Origin of the sequence: Micromonospora sp. NPDC047644, from assembly GCF_040704315.1 — a bacterium.
In the GTDB taxonomy this organism is placed as follows: domain Bacteria; phylum Actinomycetota; class Actinomycetes; order Mycobacteriales; family Micromonosporaceae; genus Micromonospora.
In genome coordinates this window covers 241,659-259,762 of the sequence record NZ_JBEYSY010000010.1, presented here as the reverse complement: position 1 = coordinate 259,762, position 18,104 = coordinate 241,659, and the positions used below count along the sequence as shown (strand labels likewise).

Here is an 18,104-nt window from a genome sequence, read left to right as displayed (position 1 = left end):
GGGCAGATGGGCACCTTCGATCTGGAGGTCTTCGCGCAGACCTCGAACTACTACGAGCTGCGGCTGTCCGCCGACGGCGCGGCACCCCAGACCCGCCGCCTGGACCGGGCGGCGGTCGATGAGCTGATCACGCTGGTACAGCGTGACTACAGCAGTGACGCCAACGCACAGAAGGTGTACGGCGCGGTCCGGCTGGCTGAGCTGGGGGCGAGGCTGGCGGATTTCCTCGACGGCGACCAGCGGTGGCTGACCCCGATCCTGGCCCATCCTGCCGGGGCGGTGCTGCGGATCGCCGCCGAGGAGCGGTTGCGGCACCTGCCGTGGGAACTACTCGCCCGGGAGGGCACGTTCCTGACCGTGGCAGGGCGGGCACCGCTGTTGCCGGTTCGTGCGGTTGGCACCCACGCGGCACTGACCAGCCCGGTCACGCCGAACAACCGGCCGTTGCGGGTGTTGTTCATGGCAGCCTCGCCCGAAGGCGTCGAGCCGGTGCTCAACTTCGAGGCCGAGGAGGCGGCGATCCTCGCCGCGACCCGACGGACCGGCACCGACCTGGTGGTCGAGGAGAGCGGCACCCTGGAAGGGCTCCGGTTCCTGAGCCGCGCCTACGGGCCCGACCACTTCGATGTGCTGCATCTGAGCGGGCACGCCACCACCGACGGCGGGGAGCCGGTCTTCGTGGTGGAGGGTGAGTTCGGCGGGCGCGCCACGGCGACGGCCGACCAGATCGCCCAGGCGATGCAGGGACACTGGCCGCGACTGGTGTTCGTTTCCGGCTGCCTGACCGCTGACGCCCCCGGGGGTGGGGTGTTCCCCTCGATGAGCGAGAGCCTGGTCGACGCCGGCGCCCCTGCGGTGCTGGGCTGGGCGCTACCGGTGGGAGACGTCTCCGCCACCGATTTCGCCGCAGCTCTCTACCAGGCGCTGGCCGACGGCGGGTCGTTGGACCAGGCCGTCATCGAGGCTCGCCGTCACCTGTTCCACGACAGGAAGAGCAACTGCTGGCATCTGCTCCGGGTCTATGCCGACCGGTCCCCGCTGACGCCCCTGGTCACGCCGCTGCACACCCGGGGCCGCAGACAGTCGCAGGTGCGCGCCGCCGACCAGCAGTTCCTGGACCCGCAGACCCAACTGTCCCGGGTCGCGTCCCGCGCCGAGTTCGTCGGCCGGCGTCGACTCATCCAACGGTGCCTGCGTGCCCTCCGGCAACCCGCCGACACCCCCGGCGCGGCGCAGGGCCTGCTGCTGGCCGGCATGGGTGGGCTCGGCAAGAGCAGCCTCGCCTCCCGGCTCCTGGAACGCATGCCCATCCACCAGCATGTCGTCTGGTACGGCCAGGTCGACGCCATCAAGTTCCGCGAACTGACCAGCAAGATCCGCTTCGACAGCGTCGAGCAGTCCGAAGAGGCCGGCAAGATTCTCGACAACGAGCAGGTTCCGCTCCCGACCCGGCTGCGGCACCTGCTCGACGTCGACGGGCTCCTTGGTGGGACACCCTGCCTGTTCGTGTTCGACGACTTCGAGACCGGCAACCTCGACATCCGCGACGACGGCAGCCGGGTGCTCGCCCCGGCGATGGCCGAGATCCTGCCCGCCCTGCTCACCGCGATCCGCGACACCGGCAGCCCGAGCCGCGTGATCATCACCAGCCGCTACCGTTTCCCCACCCCGGCCGGCACCAGCGTCGCCGTCGAGGCTCTGGAGACCCTCAGCCCCGTCGAGCAGACCAAGAAGATCGCCATTCTGACCAACCTGCGCCCCGAATCCACCATCGACCCGGCCATCCGGGAGCGGGCGATCGAGGCCGCAGCGGGCAATCCCCGCCTGCTCGACTGGCTCAACCGGATCGTCGACGATCCCGCCCTCGACATCGATGGCCTGCTCACCGCCATCGAGAACGAGACCGACAGGTTCCGCCGCGAGACGGTGCTGGCCGACAACCTGCTCGACTCCCAGCCCCTCGAACTCCGCCGCATGCTCGCCAGGATCAACGTCGTCGAACTACCCGTACCCGCCGCCACCGTCCACGCAATGCACCAACACGCCGACGCCGATCGGCACCTCCAGCGGGCCGTCCAGCTCGGCCTGCTCGAAGAGGGCATCGACCCCGAAACCCGCCAGCCCCGCTACTACGTCTCCAACGTCCTGCACCCCCTCGTCCGCCCTTTGATCACCGACGACGAGTACATCGAGGCATGCGGCGCCGCCGCCCAGTCCCTCTATCAACTCTGGGTCCTCGACCCCGCCGGTTCCGATGGCCGCTGACCCGAGGAACCTCGCCCGCTGGGTCGAGGTGCACCGGCTTGCCGTCGCCGGTCGGCAGCCCTTGATCGCCCGAAACGTCGGTACCCAGGTGTGTCGGGTATGGTTGCGTACCTCGCGGTTCGCGGCGGTCGAGGCGATGGCCACCGCGACGCTGACCCTCGGCTCAGATGCCGGCGCCCTCTACCAACGTGGCTGGGCGCAGTCGGCGACCGGTCGGCCCTGGCCGGCACTGGAAGACTTTCAGCAGGTCCTGACCATGTACCAGCAGGCCGGCGACCGGGGCAACGAGGCCGTCACCCTGAACAACATCGGCCACGTGTACGACAGGTTGGGGGATCGGCAACGGGCCCTCCACCACTTCCACCAGGCTCTGCCCATCGAGCGGGAGGTCGGCGACCGGGCCGGCGAAGCCGTCACCCTCAGCAACATCGGCCACGTGCACACCGGTTTAGGGGATCGACAGCTGGCCCTCGACCACTACCACCAAGCCCTCTCCATCCAACGAGAAGTCGGCGACCGGGCCGGCGAAGCCGTCACCCTCAACAACATCGGTAACGTGTACGACGGGTTGAGGGATTGGCAGCGGGCCCTAGACCACTTCCACCAGGCCCTGCCCATTCAACGGGAAGTCGGCGACCGGGCAAGCGAAGCCGCCACCCTGAACAACATCGGCAGCGTGTACAACGGTTTGGGAGATCAGCAGCAGGCGCTGGACCACTTCCACCAGGCCCTGTCCATCCGACGAGAAGTCGGCGACCGGGCCGGCGAAGCCACCACCCTCAACAACATCGGCCAGGGGTACGACAGGTTGGGGGATCGACAGCGGGCCCTCGACCACTACCACCAGGCCCTCCCCATGACGCGGGAGGTCGGCGACCGGGCCGTCGAAGCCGTCATCCGCTACAACATCGCGCTGGTCCACCGAGCGGGCGGTGACCTGGACCAGGCGATCCGGGAACTCGAACACGTCGTCGACCTCGACCGGCAGGTCGAGCACCCCGACCTCGAAGCCGACACCGCCCTCCTCGAACAACTCCGCCAACAACGCGCCCTGGCCGACCCGACCAGGGGTCAGTGAGGGCGGGTCAGGCTCGCGTAGATGTCCAGGTGTCGCTTGATGACCACGTCGGGGTGGAACGTCTGCTCGTACCGCAGCCGGGCCGACGCGGAGAGCGCGGCGGCACCGGCCCGCGCGACCGGGAGCGCGGCGGACAACGCGGCCGCTTCCGGCGGGACCACCCAGCCGGCGGTGCCGGTGACCAGGCCGGCCGGCACCGCCGGCGGACCTGCCGGTGGCGGGGCATGGCCGGCGACGGCGGAGGCGACCTCGGCGGGCCCGGTGCCGGCGGGCTCGTGCGGGGCGTCGGCCCCGACCAGGTACGGGATGCCGCCCAACGCCGTCCCGAGGACGGGTCGGCCGCTCGCCAACGCCTCGATGATCACGGTGGGCAGCACGTCGTGCCACATCGCGGCGGCGATCACCACCGCGCTCGCCTCGACCGCCGCCTGCACACCGGCCCGGTCGAGTTGACCGAGGTAGACCACGTCGGGTCGCTCGGCGGCGGCTGCCTCCACCAGCGGGCGCAGCTCGCCGTCACCGGCCACCCGGAGCGTGCCCAGCGAACCCACCGGGTGCCGACGCCAGGCGTCCAGCAGCAGGTCGACGCCCTTCTCCGGGGAGAGCCGGGCCATGTAGAGGAACCCGTCGCCCAGCGGCGCAGGCCGACCCGGGTCGGGGATGGCGTTCGGCTTCACCACGATGCGTTCGTCCGGAATGCCGTAGTCGCGGAGGTGATCGGCGATGGCCGAGGTGAGCGCGATGTACCGATCCACCGAGCGCCAGGTGCCCCGGTGCACGGCCAGGGTGGTCGCCATCAGCGCGCTCTGCACGGCCGAGTCGCGGTAGCAGCGGTGCTTGATCGCGGGCACACCCAGGGCCCGGCCCTTGCAGTCCTGGCAGATCACGCCATCGCGGAAGTAGATCCCCGACGAGCAGACCTGCCGGTAGTTGTGCACCGTCTGCACCACCGGCACGCCGTGCCGGTGCGCGGTCCGCACCACCCAGGGCGAGATCAGGGGGTACGGGTTGTGCAGGTGCAGAACGTCCGGTCGGTGCTCGGTGAGCAGGCGGCTCAGGTCGTGTTGGGCGCGCGGTGCCCAGATCGGCGAGATCGGCAGCAGGGCCTTCGCCGACTTCGACATCGACGGGATCTCGTCCGAACTGCGAATGAAGGGCAGCACCTCGACGCCAGCGGCGGTGAGCTGGGCGATCTCCGAGTCGACGATCGTGTTCTCACCCGAGGGCTGGGCTTCCCGGTACCGGTTGTGTGCCACCACGATTCTCACGGGAAAGAAGGCTACCGTTGTGTCGTGCCCGAACTACCGGAGGTTGAGGCGCTCGCGGGTTACCTGCGTCAGCGCGCGGTGGGGCGGCGCGTCGATCGGTTGGAGATCGCCGCGATCAGCGCCCTGAAGACGTACGAGCCGGCACCGACCGAGGTCGCCGGCCGGGCGGTGGTCGACGCCAGTCGGCACGGAAAGTTCCTCGACGTCCTCTTCGAGGGCAACCTGCACCTGGTGGTGCATTTGGCGCGGGCGGGGTGGCTGCACTACCGGGAGGCGTTCCCCGCCACCACCCCGCTGCGTCCGGGCAAGGGCCCGATCGCGGTGCGGGTACGCCTGGATGACGGTTCCGGCTTCGACCTCACCGAGGCCGGCACCCAGAAGAAGCTGGCCGCTTACCTGGTCACCGACCTCGCGACGGTCCCCGGGGTGGCCAAGCTGGGCCCGGACGCGCTCGCCGCGGATCTGCCGCTGTTCGCCGAGCGGCTGCGGAGCAGGCGGGGGCAGGTCAAGGGGGTGCTGACCGACCAGTCGGTGCTGTCCGGGGTGGGCAACGCGTACTCCGACGAGATTTTGCACGCCGCGAAGCTGTCCCCGTTCGCGATCACCGATCGGCTCACCGACGCCCAGATCGCCACCCTGCACGCCGCCACCCGGCAGGTCCTCGGCGACGCTGTCGAGCGGTCCCTCGGTCAGCGGGCCGCCGAGCTCAAGGGCGAGAAGCGTTCCGGGCTGAAGGTGCACGCCCGCACCGGTCTGCCCTGCCCGGTCTGCGGGGACACCGTGCGCGAGGTGTCGTTCGCCGACTCCAGCCTCCAGTACTGCCCCACCTGCCAGACCGGCGGCAAACCGCTCGCTGACCGTCGGTTGTCTCGCCTCGTACGGTGAGTAATTGCACTTCAGGACTACGGAGTGGAATCTTCCTCGTTGAGCGGAAGCTCCGGTCCGCCCTTCTCGCCACGCGCGCATCCATCGGTATAGTGGCCCGGTCCCCGGCTTCTGAAATGGTGCGGAGCCGGCCAGATCCCGCCAGCACCGGCGGTCGCCAATCTCTTTCGGGGCGACGACCGGTCGGGGCCCGCGTGGGAGACTGGGACGGTGGGCGACCCGGGCCTTCACGCCGAGTGAGCGGCCCGTGTCATGCGGGAGGACATGGGTGAGGTGACGGCAAGCCTCCAGCGCCCGGTAACCAACGAAGGCCGGAGCAGACTCGTGCGGCACGTCGACAGCTTCGAGATCCAGCCGCCGACGCCGCCGTCCCACAACGGCGTCCCTCGGTCGGCGTGGACGAGGGCGCGACGCCGTGTCTCCCGCTGGCACCGCCCCTACATCGCGACCCTGTTGCTGCTCGACTTCGGCGCGGCGGCGTTCGCCAGCTGGATCGCGATCCAGCTCTTCGACCAGGCCGCCTCCGGGTTCTCCGGCACCCAGCAGGACCCGACCTGGTTCCACACCGTGTCCTACCTGCTGCTGCCGCTGGGCTGGGTGGTGATCCTCTGGAGCAACCGGGCCTACGACCGGCGCTACCTGGGGCTCGGCCCGGACGAGTTCAAGCGGGTGATCCGGGCATCGGTGACGGTGGCCGCGAGCGTCTCCTTCCTCGCCTTCTCCACCGTCACCCAGCTCTCCCGGTTCACCGTGGGCACGGCGCTGGTCGGCGCGACGCTGTTGATCCTGTGGGGGCGTTTCGTCGCCCGGTGGGCGCTGCACTACATCCGGCGGCGGGCCGGTCAGGCCGCGCACCGGATGGTGCTGGTGGGCACCCTGCCGGAATGCCTGGAGGTCTACGCGGCGGTCACCCGCAGCCCGGCCGCCGGGCTGATGCCCGTCGCCATCCACATCACCGACGGGTACGCGGCGGCCCGAGGCATGCCCACCCCGGTTCCGGTGTACGCCGGACGCGACGTCCTGGCCCTGGTCCGTGAGGTCGGTGGGGACACCATCGCCGTCTGCGGGTCGGCCAGCGCGGAGCCGGGCGAGTTGCGCCGGCTGGCCTGGCAGTTGGAGGGCTCCGGCGTCGACCTGGTGGTCGCCCCGCAGCTCACCGACATCGCCGGCCCTCGGGTGCACATCCGGCCGATCGAGGGTCTGCCGCTGCTGCACGTCGAGGAGCCGACCCTCTCCGGGCCGGCGCTGCTGGCCAAGAACCTGATGGACCGGGTCGCCGCCGGTCTCGGCCTGCTGCTGCTGATCCCGCTCTTCCTGGCCATCGCCGTGGCGATCCGGATCTCCGACCCCGGGCCGGTCTTCTTCCGCCAGCCCCGGGTGGGGCACGAGGGGCGCACGTTCCGGGTGTGGAAGTTCCGGACCATGTACGTCAACGCCGAGGACCGGCTGGCCAGCCTGGTCGACCGCAACGAGACCGACGGCATGCTCTTCAAGATGAAGGAGGACCCTCGGGTCTTCCCGGTCGGTCGTTTCCTGCGGGCCACCTCGCTTGACGAGCTGCCGCAGCTGATCAACGTGCTGTGGGGCGAGATGTCGCTGGTCGGGCCCCGCCCGCTACCGGCGGACGACGGTGACTTCCTGGGTGACGTGCGGCGCCGGCTGCTGGTCCGCCCCGGCATGACCGGGCTGTGGCAGGTCTCCGGCCGCTCCGACCTGTCCTGGGACGAGTCGGTCCGACTGGACCTCTACTACGTCGACAACTGGTCGCTCGCGTACGACCTGAGCATCCTGTGGCGCACCGTCGGGGTGGTGCTCGCCCGCAAGGGCGCGTACTAGAGGGTTGGCGCGCAGGCTCGCAGGGGCGAGGATCGCTGCGTGGCTGCCAACCTCTCCGCCGTGGTCGGCGTCGTCTCACTCGTCACCGCGCTGACCGCGGCCCTGCTGGCGGTGCTGCGACTGCGGGCCCGCCGTGGCATCGCCACCGCCACCCAGCGGGCCACCTACGAGGTGCTGCACACCGCCGGCCTGGCCGCCGAGCCGCTGCGGGCGGGGTTGAGCGAGGCGGGCGCGGCGAAGGCCGTACGGCATCTGCGGGCGCTGGTGGGCGCGGTCGGGCTGGCGCTCGCCGACGCCGACCGGCTGCTGGCCCTCGACGGGCGTGGCACACACCACGGGGAGCAACTGCTCGCGGCGGCCCAGCGGACCGTGGGCAGCGGCCGCTCGACGGTGCTGGGTGAGCAGGAACTGCACTGCGACCGGGTCGACTGCCCGGTCCGCGGGGCCGTGGTCGCACCGTTGCTGGGGGCCGACGGCCGGGTGGTGGGCGCGCTGGTGGCGGTCGCCGACAGCCCGCCGCCCCCGGGGTTGGTGCAGGCCACCCTGGAGACGGCGCACTGGGCCGGTAACCAGTTGGCCCTGGCCGAGCTGGACTCGTCGCGGGAGCGGCTGGCCCGCGCCGAGATCCGGGCGTTGCGGGCGCAGATCAGCCCGCACTTCATCTACAACGCGCTGACCGCCATCGGGTCGTTCGTCCGCACCGACCCGGAGCGGGCCCGGGAGCTGATCCTGGAGTTCGCGGAGTTCACCAGGTACTCGTTCCGGGCGCACGGGGAGTTCACCACGCTGGCCGAGGAGCTGCGCTCGATCGACCGCTACCTGACCATCGAGCGGGCCCGGTTCGGTGACCGGTTGCAGGTGCGGTTGCAGATCGCCCCGGAGGTGCTGCCGGTGACGCTGCCGTTCCTCTGCCTCCAGCCGCTGGTGGAGAACGCGGTTCGCCACGGGTTGTCCCGCAAGCCGGGCACGGGCATGGTGAGCATCGAGGCCCGGGACGCGGGCGCCGAATGCCACATCACGGTGGAGGACGACGGAGTGGGAATGGATCCGACCACGCTGACCGCCGGCATCGCCGAGCTGGCCCACGGGACCGGCGACCCCGGCGAGGACACGGGCCAGCACGTCGGTCTCTCCAACGTCGATGAGCGGTTGCGTTCGGTCTTCGGGGACCGGTTCGGCCTGGTCGTGGAGACCGGGTTGGGCTCGGGCACGAAGGTGAGCATGCGGGTGCCGAAGTTCCACCCCGGCGTGCGGGCAGGGTCGTGAGCGAGCGGACCGGGACGGCTGCGGTGAACGCGTCCGGTTTCCTGCGCGTCCTCGCGGTGGACGACGAGCCGCCCGCGCTCGACGAGCTGGCGTACCACCTGCGGGCCGACCCCCGGGTGGCCCGCCTGCACACGGCCGGGGACGCCACCGAGGCGCTGCGGTTGCTGCGCGACGGCGACGTGGACGTGGTCTTCCTGGACATCCGGATGCCCGGCCTGGACGGCATGGAGCTGGCCCGGGTGCTGCGCCGCTTCGCCCGGCCACCGGCGATCGTGTTCGTCACCGCGTACGACGACGGCGCGGTGGACGCCTTCGACCTGGGCGCCACCGACTACGTGCGGAAACCGGTGCGCGCCGATCGGCTGGCCGAGTCGCTGCGCCGGGTGATCGGCTCGCGGGTGGTGCCGTCGCACCCGGCGGCAATGGCCCGCGCGGAGGAGGACCCGACCATCCCCATCGAGCTGGCCGGCACCACCCGGATGCTGCCCCGCTCGGCAGTGCGGTGGGTGGAGGCGCAGGGGGACTACGCACGATTGCACACCGCCGAGGGGTCGCACCTGGTGCGGGTCTCGCTGGCCACGCTCGCGGAACGCTGGGCCGATGCCGGCTTCGTCCGGGTGCACCGGTCGTACCTGGTGCAGTTGAAGTTGATCGCGGAGTTGCGGTTGGTGAACTCCGGCTACGTGGTGGTGATCGACTCGACCGAGCTGCCGGTGAGCCGGCGGCACACCCGGGAGCTGAAGGACAAGCTGGTCAGGGCCGCGAAGCAGGATTGGAGTCGCTGAGCCGGGAATGGCAGCAGCCCTACCGTACGTTGTACGCTAGTCCGTACGACTTCCGGGAGGCCGCCGTGACCGTGACCCCGTTCGACGCCGCATCCGAATTCGACAGCCAACTCGACCGACTGGTGCACCTCGGTTACCCCGCCCTCGGCGGGCTGACCGAGAGCGCCTTCCGCGACCTGGTCGCGCCACTGCGGGCCAGGGCGGTCGAGGGGGCCACCGGGCTGCCCGCCCCCACCGACGCCCGGGTGCCGTTCCTCCTGGTCATCACCCGGGACCTGATCGGTGTGCCGGAACGGGTGGCGCGCACCACCCTGGCCGGCAAGCGCAAGCCCGGCGTCATCGACCGGAACTACGCCGAGGGTGATCTGCCCCGCTTCGACCCGATCAAGGAGTTGGAGGTGCCGGCCGGCCCGGCGTACCTGCTCTTCGACGTCGACCGGGGCGAGGAGTTCCGCAATCTCGCCCCGGCCACGGCCATGGAGGGGATCACCGCTCAGGGCCGGCTGCCGCTCAGCATCGACGAGGGGCTCGCCTTCATCACGCTGCACCCGGCCGCACTGGCGAGCAACCGGTGCTTCTCGCTGGTCGGCTCCCGCTGCGGCGACAAGCGGGTGCCGGCGCTGTGGATCAGCCAGGGCGCACCCAAGCTCGGCTGGTGCTGGTACGGCAACCCGCACACCTGGCTCGGCTCCGCCTCGGCCCGACCGGAGCGCATCGGCCTGGACTGACCACCGTGATCCGTGCCCGGTCGACGGGGCCGGTGGCAGTTCACCGGCCCCGTCGCACGTCCGGCGGCGCTCAGTCCGGGAGCGGTAGGCGCGTCCAGGACGTGCCGTCGGCGGTCAACTGCACGTGGTCCGCACCGCCAGTCGTCATGTCGTCCCGGCCGTAGAGCCAGGCGTACCCGGGCGCGGCACCGACGCCCCCGTCGCGTCGGTCGTACTCACGGATCTTCTTGAAGTGTCGACCGGCATCCAGGCCGATCATGGCCGTGGACGTGTTGCCGGAGGTCTCCATGTTTCCCGCCTGGGCGAGCAGCAGGGTCCCGTCCGAGCCGACGACGAGGAACCGGGTCTCCAGCGAGTTGGGCAGGTCGGTGCCCATGTCCGCCCACGTTCGGCCACCGTCCGTGGTACGCAGCAACTGCGACGTGCCCTCGACCTCCATCGGCCCGGCACCGGGCGGTGGTGGCGGCGCGATCAACAGGTACGCCTCCTGCGCGCTGACCCCTGCCACCGCGATCACGTTCGCTCCCACGGGCGGCTGCCAGGTGTTCCAGGTGGCTCCCCGGTCCGCGCTCCGCGCGACCACCATGACGCCGATGTCACCCGGCCAGTAGGTGACCCAGATTGTGCCGTCCGCACTCGGATAGATACTGGCGGGCGGGTACGGCGACGGCTGCTTGCCTTTCAGCCGGTACACCGTCCCCGTCGACGAGACCGCCAACGGTTCACGGAGCGCCCCACAGCCCCGGCCCCACTGGCAGAAGACCGGCTGCGCGCTCGCCGGGAAGGACCGCACCGTCACCATGGCCTGCTCCGCGTCGGCCCAGGTGCGGCCGTAGTCGGTGGAGAGCCGGAGCTGGTCACCATCCCGGATCAGGTAGGAACGCTGACTCAGCACCGAGAACTCCGGGTTGCTCCGCGGATTTCCCTCCCCATCCGATCCGCACTGGTTGGTGGTGCGATAACGGGTCGTCTCGTCATCGGTCCAGCTCTGCCCGCCATCGTCGGTGTGCCGGAACCGCACAGTGAAGCAACCCTCGTCGGCGTCCCACACTCCCGCGACGACGGCCGACTCCGGCCCGGTCAGGAAGAACTCGCCGCCACGGTCCGGCTTGACCGGCGGCTGGTCCGGACCGGTCCACCCACCCCGGCCGGCGTCGCCGAGCAGTGGCGACACCGCCACGCCGGCCAGAGCGACAACCAGAACGAGCGCCATCCCGCTGGCACGCCGGTGACGGCGGGCTCGCGCTGCCGCCCGCAGGTCGTCCAGGGGTGGCTGGCGAACCGCGTCGGCGACGGTGTCGACGTCGAACCCGGTGAACTCACGCTCGGACATCGATCCTCCCGATGTTCATGCTCTCGCTGATCTCTGGGTCCGTGAGCAGCGCCGCCAGCGCCTTTCGGCCCCGGGACAACCGGGACTTCACAGTGCCCGGCGAAACGCCGAGGGTCGCCGCCACCTCGTCGATCGGCAGGTCGACCAGGTAGTGCAGGGCCAACGCGTGCCGCTGCCCCTGCGGAAGACCCCGCAGTGCGGCCAGCAGCGCCAGATGCTCCGGCGCACGGTCGGCGACCGCCGGCGGAGGGCCGATCCGACGCAGCAGCCCGTCCAGCACGCGCCGTCGCCGGTGGCGACTGCGGGCGACGTTCACCGCGACCCGGCGCAGCCACGCCTCCGGATTGTCGAGGCGGGTGAACCGACCGGGCTTCACCAGAGCCCGGGTGAACGCCTCCTGAACCGCCTCCTGGGCCTCGTTCAGGTCTCCGGTCATCGCATAGAGCTGAACCACCAGGCGTTGGAAGCAGCTGCCGTACAGCTCGGAGATCACATCACTGTCGGACACCGTCACCCCCTTTCTCACCTGTCCCACTCCTGGGCGGGGGAAAAGGTTCCGAGTCGAGGTCGTCCACAACGAGTCTCGGGAGTTGCCACACGCCAGCGGGGGTGGTCCCGGGAGTTATCCACAGGCGTGAGGCGTTCTCCACAGGTTATGCACACTGATCTCCACGGGCGCTCGTCCTGGACGGATGAACAGGTGCGTAGATCTACCCGACTGGATCTCCTGGAAGGCATCGTCGGTGACCTATCCTCCTGATGCCGATTCCGTACGGGGCGCAGGGTCGGTGTGGGCGGAGCCTGCTCATCGCGCCCCACCGCCCTCACATTGGGACATCGATGCAGCTATTCCCAGCCCGCCGTGCCCTGCTGGCCGGCGCCGTCGTCGCAGCGCTCGTGCTGCCCGGCGCCACACCGGCCCAGGCCGCGGCGACGGGCGCGGTCAGCGGACGACTGACCACCAGCGCAGGAGCACCCGCCGCCGAGGTCCTGGTTCAGATCTACCCGGCCGACGACTACGAGAGCGTCGGCTACACCAACACCGACGCTGACGGCAACTACACCGTCGACGGGCTGCCGGCCGGCTCGTACCGGGTGGGCTACTTCCCCTGGTTGCGTCCCGAGCAGTATTACCACCAGAAATCGCAGATGTCGGACGCCGAATCAGTGACGGTCGCGGCGGGGGCCACCACCACCGTGGATGAGCAACTCTTCGACACCGGCACCATCAACGGTCGGCTCGTCGACGCCTACGGTCGGCCTGCGCCGAGCGTCAGCATCAGCGCCAACGAGATCGACACGTATGGCTGGGCCGGGGCACTCACCGACGAGGACGGCCGGTTCACCATCAACGCGCTGCCTGGCCGCTACCGGGTGAGCTTCAACCCGATCGAGGGGTCCTACCAGACCCAGTACGTCCCCGGAAAGCTCGACGAGGACGGCGCCAGCGTCTTCGAGGTCAAGGCGGACGCGGCCACCGAGGTGAACGAGACGGTGCTGCCGGTCGGCAGCCTCACCGGCCGGTTCACCACCGCGAGCGGCGCACCCCTCGCCGACGCCGAGGTCTCCATCACCACCGCGAACTCCTACGGCGGGGCGTGGACGCAGACCGACCCGAACGGCGAGTTCAGCGTCGAGGTTCTCCAAGGCCCGTACAAGGTGGGCGTCTCCACGGGCGACCGGCAGCAGTACTACCGGGGCAAGCTCACCCCGGAGGCGGCCGACGTGGTCCAGGTCCGGGGCGGGCAGCAGACGACCATCACGGACAGCCTGCTCGGCACCGGCTCGATCACCGTCAACGCCGTCGATTCGATCACCGGCGCTCCGGTGGCCAACTTCTGCGCTCAGTCGGCGTGCAGCAACGGCACCGGCACCGTCACCGTGAGCGATCTGCCGCAGGGCCAGCACGACATCTTCCTGTACGCCCCGGACGGCCACTACTTCTCCCGCCAGCTCGACGGGGTACGGGTGAGGGCCGACAGGACCACCACACTGACGGTGAAGCTGCGGCCCGGCGCGGTCATCAGCACCACCATCGTCGACCGGCAGAGCGGCGCACCGCTGTCGGACGTCTGCCTGGACGCGTTCCTGCCCAAGCAGGCCACCCTGCGCGACAACGTCGGCGAGTGCAGCGACCGCAACGGCCGAGTCCAGGTGGGCCCGCTCGCGGCCGGCAGTTACAAGCTCTTCGCGACGCCGCAGAGCAGGTCCTACGGTCGTCAGTGGGTCGGTGCCGAGGGCGGCACCGGAGACGAGCGACAGGCAGTCACCGTGGTCGCCACCGTCGGGCAGGTCGCGACCGGCCCGCAGGTCAAGGTGGACCGGGCTGGAAAGGTCACCGGCGCGGTCACCGACGGTGCCGGCAAGCCGCTGGCCAACATCGACGTGTCGGTGCTGACCGGGCACCCCGGCCTCGGGGTCCAGGACGCCACCACCAACGAGCGCGGCGTCTACACCATTGAACGACTCGGCCCGTACGCCTGGCCGTTGGTGTTCGCCGGGCACCCGTACGCGAACGAGTGGTCCGGCGACAAGCGCAGCCGGTTCACCGCCACGCCAGTGACGGTGACCGCCGGTGCGACCGCCACCCACAACACCCAACTCGATCAGGGCGTCGGGCTGACCGGCACCTTCCGTACGCCCGACGGCACTCCGTTCACCGGCGGTTTCGTCGTCGCCCGCAGCGCCGACACCGGCGACATCGCGGGCAGCGGCTGGATCACCGAGGGTCGCTTCGAGGCCCGGCTCAAGGGGCCGCAACGGATCTTCTTCACCTACGAGGCATCCCTCGGCGAGGGTCAGCAGGTCAGCGGTCGATACCTGGTGACCCAGCCGGACGGCAGCCGGAAGCTGGCGCTCTACACCGTCCCGACCAGTGGCAGCACGTCCGTGGACCTGGTCGTACCGGTCGACTGACGGTTGGGTGCGGCGGGGCCGGTGGCATCGTGCCACCGGCCCCGCTGCGCATCCGCGTGCGCCTGCGGCGACGGGTCGGAAGATGTCGGCCAGTCGGCATGATCCCCGAGTTGTCCGCAGGCGTGAGCCGTTCTCCACAGGTTGTTCACAACGCCACCCACTGATCTCCACGGCCGCTCCCTACAGTCAGAACCCATGAAAGAGCGCCGGGTACTGGTGGTCGAGGACGAACGGACCATCGCCGAGTCCATCGCGGCCCGACTGCGGGCCGAGGGTTTCACGGTGGAGATCGCGGCGGACGGGCCCAGCGCGGTCGCGCAGTTCCACGCCGGACAGCCTGATCTCGTCGTCCTCGACGTGATGCTGCCGGGCTTCGACGGACTGGAAGTGTGCCGCCGGATCCAGGCCGACCGGCCGGTGCCGGTGCTGATGCTCACCGCGCGGGACGACGAGACCGACCTGCTGGTAGGGCTGGCGGTCGGCGCGGACGACTACCTCACCAAGCCGTTCTCGATGCGGGAGCTCGCCGCCCGGGTGCATGTCCTGCTGCGTCGGATGGAGCGGGCCGCCGCCACTCCGGCGCCGCCGGCCATCCGCCTCGGCGACATCGAGATCAACCAGGCCGAGCGACGGGTACGCCGGGCCGGGGCGGACGTGCACCTCACCCCCACCGAGTTCGACCTGCTGGTCCACCTCGCGGGACGACCCCGCACGGTGCTCCCCCGGGAACGGTTGCTGGCCGACGTCTGGGGATGGGTCGACGGGAGCGGCACCCGCACCGTGGACAGCCACATCAAGGCGCTGCGCCGAAAGCTCGGGGCCGACCTGATCCGGACCGTCCACGGCATCGGGTACGCCCTGGAGATGCCCGCGTGATCGGCCGCGCGTTCGACTGGTTGGAACGGGTGCTACCGCGTCCACTGGATCCCGTCCGCTCGATCAAGATGAAGCTCGGCGTCCTGCTGGTCGCGTCCTGGGCCGTCGCCATCGGCTACTTCTGGTACGGCATCGGTTGGCTCCCGCCCGGCACGGCGGTCACCAGCATCTGCATCGCGCTGGTGACCTCGCAGGTGCTCGCCCACGGGATGACGTCGCCGCTGCGCGAGATGACGGCGGCCGCCGGCGCGATGGCCCGGGGCGACTACACCCGACGGGTACGCGCGACCTCCCGGGACGAGGTCGGTGAGCTGGCTCAGGCCTTCAACAAGATGGCCGAGGACCTGCACGCCGCCGACCAGCGCCGACGTGAACTGATCGCGAACGTCTCGCACGAGCTGCGGACGCCGATCACCGCGTTGCAGGGCGTGCTGGAGAACATGGTGGACGGGGTGGCCGACCCCGAGCCGGCCGCGCTGCGTTCGGCGCTGGCCCAGACCGAGCGGCTCGGACACCTCGTCGCCGACCTGCTCGACCTGTCCCGACTCGACGCCGGGGTGGTGCCGCTGCGGCGAGTACGCATCGACGTGTGGGACTTCCTCGACGAGGCGGTGGAGCACGCCACCGCCAGCGCGTCCGGGGCCGGTCTGGACGTGCGTTTCCAGCTCCGGGACCTGGCGACTCCGCTGACGGTCCACGCGGACCCGTGGCGGCTGCACCAGGTCTTCGCGAACCTCCTCGACAACGCGGCTCGACACAGCCCACCCGGCGGCACGGTACGGGTGTGCGCCGAGGAACACGGCGACCATCTCCGCTTCGAGGTGAGCGACGAGGGCCAGGGCATTCCGCCGGAGGAGCGTTCCCGGGTGTTCGAGCGGTTCACCCGCGGCGACCGGTCGGCCGGCGGCGGGACCGGGCTCGGCCTGGCCATCGCCCGGTGGGTCGTCGAACTGCACGGCGGTCGGATCGGTGTCCTCGATCCGATCGGACCGAACCGGGATGGTCGGCCCGGTTGCCGCATCCAGGTCACCATCCCGTGCGACGGGCCATACCGAGAAGAGGCAGCATGACCAGCCCTGGCGGCACCCCTGTCCCGGCCACCGGGCCGACCGGTCCGGCGCAGGTCGCCCCGACCGTCAGGCCCTCTCCGGCCGCACCGCCGCCGCACGGTCGGCCCCAGGCGGCTCCGGCCGCGCCGCTCCTGCCCCGGCCACCATCGATGATCGCGCGGCGCTGGCCGGGTCCGTCCGGCGACGCGGGTCCACTGGTGCTGGCGGCGTCGACGGCCGCGGCGGTCGTCGGCGCCTCGGTGCTCACGATGGTTCGTCCGGGCCTCGGCTGGCTGGTCGCCGCGTTGGCCGGCACGGCCGCCCTCGGCACCGCCGCCGCCGTCAGGTCCCGGACGCCCTCCCCGGTTGCGGCCCACACCGAGCCGACCGAGCCCGGCACCGCAACCAGTACCGAGCCCGGCACCGCGACCAGTGCCGCAGCCGGCACCGCAACCAGGGCCGCGACCGGTGCCGCAACCGGTGGCGCAGCCGGCGCCGAGCCCGCCCGTCCCGGTGCCACGGGGGCACCGGGGCGGGTGGCGCAGGCCGCCTGGGCTGCCGCGACGGTCGCGGTGATCGCCGTCGGCACGTTCCGGGCCGCCGGTTGGCTCTTCGCGCTGTGCCTGATCGCAGCGGTGGGGACCGGCACACTGGCGGTGACCGGCGGCCGAAGCCCGATCGGAATGCTGGTCGCCGTGACCCTGCCACCCGCCGCGACGGCACGGGCGCTCCCATGGGCGGTACGCGGAGTGCGCGCCAACCGCTCGTCGGAGTCGGGCATCGGGTTCGGACGCATCGCGACCAGCCTGGCGGTGTCCGCCGTCCTGCTGACGCTGTTCGGGTTGCTCTTCTCCTCCGCCGACGCGGTCTTCGCCAACCTGGTCGGCGGTCTGCTGCCGGACATCGCGCCGGCCGGTGTGATCGGTTGGCTGCTGCGGCTGATCCTGATCGGCGGTGGTCTGCTCGGCGGCGCATACCTGGTCACCCGCCCACCCGACCTGGAGGGTCTGCGACCGGCGTCGTCACGGCCGGCCCACCGGCTGGAGTGGACCCTCCCGCTGGTGTTGCTCGACGTCCTCTTCGCCGCTTTCGTGCTGGTCCAGCTGACAGTGTTGTTCGGCGGGGCAGGGCACGTGCTGCGGACGTCCGGGCTCACCTACGCCGAGTACGCCCGCGGTGGGTTCTGGCAACTGCTCGCCGTCACCGCACTCACCCTGCTGGTGATCGCGATCGCCGCCCGCCGGGCACCGAAGGCCACCCGGGGGGACCGGCTGCTGGTCCGCGTACTGCTCGGCACGCTCACCGCGCTCAGTCTGGTGATCGTCGCCTCGGCGCTCTACCGGATGCAGGTCTACGCCGACGCGTACGGGGCCACCCGGCTGCGGCTCGTCGTGTCGACAGTCGAGCTGTGGCTCGGGCTGCTCTTCGTCCTGGTCGGGGTTGCCGTGGCGCGGTTTCGCGCCGAATGGCTCCCTCGGCTGGTGGTCGGCACCGCCGTGCTGGCGCTGCTCGGGTTGGCCCTGATCAACCCGGATCGCCTGATCGCCGAGCGGAACGTCGACCGCTACCTGGAGACCGGCCGGTTGGACGTCAGCTACCTGTCCGGGCTGTCGGCCGACGCCGTACCGGCCCTGGATCGGCTGCCCGAGCCGATGCGGTCCTGCGCGCTGGGGCAGATCGCCGCCGAGCTGCCCCGGGACGGCTTCTGGGCGACGAACCTCGGCAGGGAACGCGCCCGGCGGGTTCTCGACACGACCCCGGTGAGCGCCAGCGTGACCGACTGCCTCGGGTTGCCACGCTGGTGAGCATGAACGCTTGA

At 71.0% G+C, this 18,104-nt stretch carries 14 protein-coding genes; 11 read left to right on the top strand and 3 right to left on the bottom strand.

Going from position 1 to position 18,104, the window contains the following annotated elements; genetic code table 11:
- The first annotated feature begins 6 nt into the window (after window positions 1–6).
- Together AB0877_RS18725 and AB0877_RS18720 are read left to right on the top strand one after the other, a co-directional pair.
- Window positions 7–2,265: a CHAT domain-containing protein gene (locus tag AB0877_RS18725; RefSeq protein WP_366610169.1), complete on the top strand. Its 2,259-nt coding sequence runs from the start codon at window positions 7–9 to the stop codon at window positions 2,263–2,265.
- Window positions 2,255–3,343 (top strand): tetratricopeptide repeat protein, encoded by a 1,089-nt coding sequence (locus tag AB0877_RS18720; protein WP_366610167.1) that lies wholly within the window; start codon window positions 2,255–2,257, stop codon window positions 3,341–3,343. Before AB0877_RS18725 ends, AB0877_RS18720 begins: the two co-directional genes overlap by 11 nt.
- On the opposite strand, the gene AB0877_RS18715 is transcribed toward AB0877_RS18720, so the two are convergent.
- Window positions 3,337–4,611: a glycosyltransferase gene (locus AB0877_RS18715; protein WP_366610166.1), complete on the bottom strand. Its 1,275-nt coding sequence runs from the start codon at window positions 4,609–4,611 to the stop codon at window positions 3,337–3,339. The two genes, AB0877_RS18720 and AB0877_RS18715, sit on opposite strands and share 7 nt — an antisense overlap.
- A 24-nt stretch (window positions 4,612–4,635) precedes the next feature.
- Here AB0877_RS18715 and AB0877_RS18710 point away from each other — a divergent pair, with 24 nt between their 5' ends.
- The 5 genes from AB0877_RS18710 to AB0877_RS18690 all read left to right on the top strand — a co-directional run bounded on the left by AB0877_RS18710 (window position 4,636) and on the right by AB0877_RS18690 (window position 10,111).
- A complete protein-coding gene (locus AB0877_RS18710; RefSeq protein WP_366610164.1) occupies window positions 4,636–5,496 on the top strand; it encodes a DNA-formamidopyrimidine glycosylase family protein in 861 nt (286 codons plus the stop codon).
- Window positions 5,497–5,760: 264 nt separating this feature from the next.
- Window positions 5,761–7,332 carry a sugar transferase gene (locus AB0877_RS18705; RefSeq protein WP_366610286.1) on the top strand — a complete coding sequence of 524 codons (1,572 nt, stop codon included), beginning with the start codon at window positions 5,761–5,763 and terminating at the stop codon, window positions 7,330–7,332.
- Between the two features lie 39 nt (window positions 7,333–7,371).
- The gene (locus AB0877_RS18700; protein ID WP_355004462.1) at window positions 7,372–8,598 is read left to right on the top strand and encodes a histidine kinase; all 1,227 of its coding nucleotides are present in this window, start codon (window positions 7,372–7,374) and stop codon (window positions 8,596–8,598) included.
- Between the two features lie 23 nt (window positions 8,599–8,621).
- Window positions 8,622–9,383: a LytTR family DNA-binding domain-containing protein gene (locus AB0877_RS18695; RefSeq protein WP_366610284.1), complete on the top strand. Its 762-nt coding sequence runs from the start codon at window positions 8,622–8,624 to the stop codon at window positions 9,381–9,383.
- A 65-nt stretch (window positions 9,384–9,448) separates the two neighbouring features.
- Window positions 9,449–10,111 (top strand): DUF5701 family protein, encoded by a 663-nt coding sequence (locus AB0877_RS18690; protein ID WP_366610162.1) that lies wholly within the window; start codon window positions 9,449–9,451, stop codon window positions 10,109–10,111.
- A gap of 70 nt (window positions 10,112–10,181) precedes the next feature.
- On the opposite strand, the gene AB0877_RS18685 is transcribed toward AB0877_RS18690, so the two are convergent.
- Together AB0877_RS18685 and AB0877_RS18680 are read right to left on the bottom strand one after the other, a co-directional pair.
- Window positions 10,182–11,444, bottom strand: coding sequence for a hypothetical protein (locus AB0877_RS18685; RefSeq protein WP_366610160.1), 1,263 nt, complete (start codon window positions 11,442–11,444; stop codon window positions 10,182–10,184).
- A complete protein-coding gene (locus tag AB0877_RS18680) occupies window positions 11,431–11,952 on the bottom strand; it encodes a sigma-70 family RNA polymerase sigma factor (protein WP_366610158.1) in 522 nt (173 codons plus the stop codon). Before AB0877_RS18680 ends, AB0877_RS18685 begins: the two co-directional genes overlap by 14 nt.
- Before the next feature lie 332 nt (window positions 11,953–12,284).
- Here AB0877_RS18680 and AB0877_RS18675 point away from each other — a divergent pair, with 332 nt between their 5' ends.
- The 4 genes from AB0877_RS18675 (at window position 12,285) to AB0877_RS18660 (ending at window position 18,090) form a co-directional block, all read left to right on the top strand.
- Window positions 12,285–14,360 (top strand): carboxypeptidase regulatory-like domain-containing protein, encoded by a 2,076-nt coding sequence (locus AB0877_RS18675; protein WP_366610157.1) that lies wholly within the window; start codon window positions 12,285–12,287, stop codon window positions 14,358–14,360.
- Between the two features lie 195 nt (window positions 14,361–14,555).
- Complete coding sequence (locus tag AB0877_RS18670; RefSeq protein ID WP_366610155.1) at window positions 14,556–15,236, top strand: response regulator transcription factor; 681 nt, start codon at window positions 14,556–14,558, stop codon at window positions 15,234–15,236.
- A 68-nt stretch (window positions 15,237–15,304) separates the two neighbouring features.
- On the top strand, window positions 15,305–16,306 hold the full coding sequence (locus tag AB0877_RS18665) for a HAMP domain-containing sensor histidine kinase (RefSeq protein WP_366610282.1): 1,002 nt from the start codon (window positions 15,305–15,307) through the stop codon (window positions 16,304–16,306).
- Window positions 16,303–18,090, top strand: coding sequence for a DUF4173 domain-containing protein (locus AB0877_RS18660; protein ID WP_366610153.1), 1,788 nt, complete (start codon window positions 16,303–16,305; stop codon window positions 18,088–18,090). The genes AB0877_RS18665 and AB0877_RS18660 overlap by 4 nt, the downstream gene beginning before the upstream one ends.
- Window positions 18,091–18,104 lie beyond the last annotated feature (14 nt).

Excerpts from the sequence above, each read along its gene's own strand:
- AB0877_RS18725 (WP_366610169.1), top strand. The coding sequence starts at position 7 with ATGGGCACCTTCGATCTGGAGGTCTTCGCGCAGACCTCGAACTACTAC.
- AB0877_RS18720 (WP_366610167.1), top strand. The coding sequence starts at position 2,255 with ATGGCCGCTGACCCGAGGAACCTCGCCCGCTGGGTCGAGGTGCACCGG.
- AB0877_RS18705 (WP_366610286.1), top strand. The coding sequence starts at position 5,761 with ATGGGTGAGGTGACGGCAAGCCTCCAGCGCCCGGTAACCAACGAAGGC.
- AB0877_RS18685 (WP_366610160.1), bottom strand. The coding sequence starts at position 11,444 with ATGTCCGAGCGTGAGTTCACCGGGTTCGACGTCGACACCGTCGCCGAC.
- AB0877_RS18675 (WP_366610157.1), top strand. The coding sequence starts at position 12,285 with ATGCAGCTATTCCCAGCCCGCCGTGCCCTGCTGGCCGGCGCCGTCGTC.
- AB0877_RS18670 (WP_366610155.1), top strand. The coding sequence starts at position 14,556 with ATGAAAGAGCGCCGGGTACTGGTGGTCGAGGACGAACGGACCATCGCC.
- AB0877_RS18665 (WP_366610282.1), top strand. The coding sequence starts at position 15,305 with ATGAAGCTCGGCGTCCTGCTGGTCGCGTCCTGGGCCGTCGCCATCGGC.
- AB0877_RS18660 (WP_366610153.1), top strand. The coding sequence starts at position 16,303 with ATGACCAGCCCTGGCGGCACCCCTGTCCCGGCCACCGGGCCGACCGGT.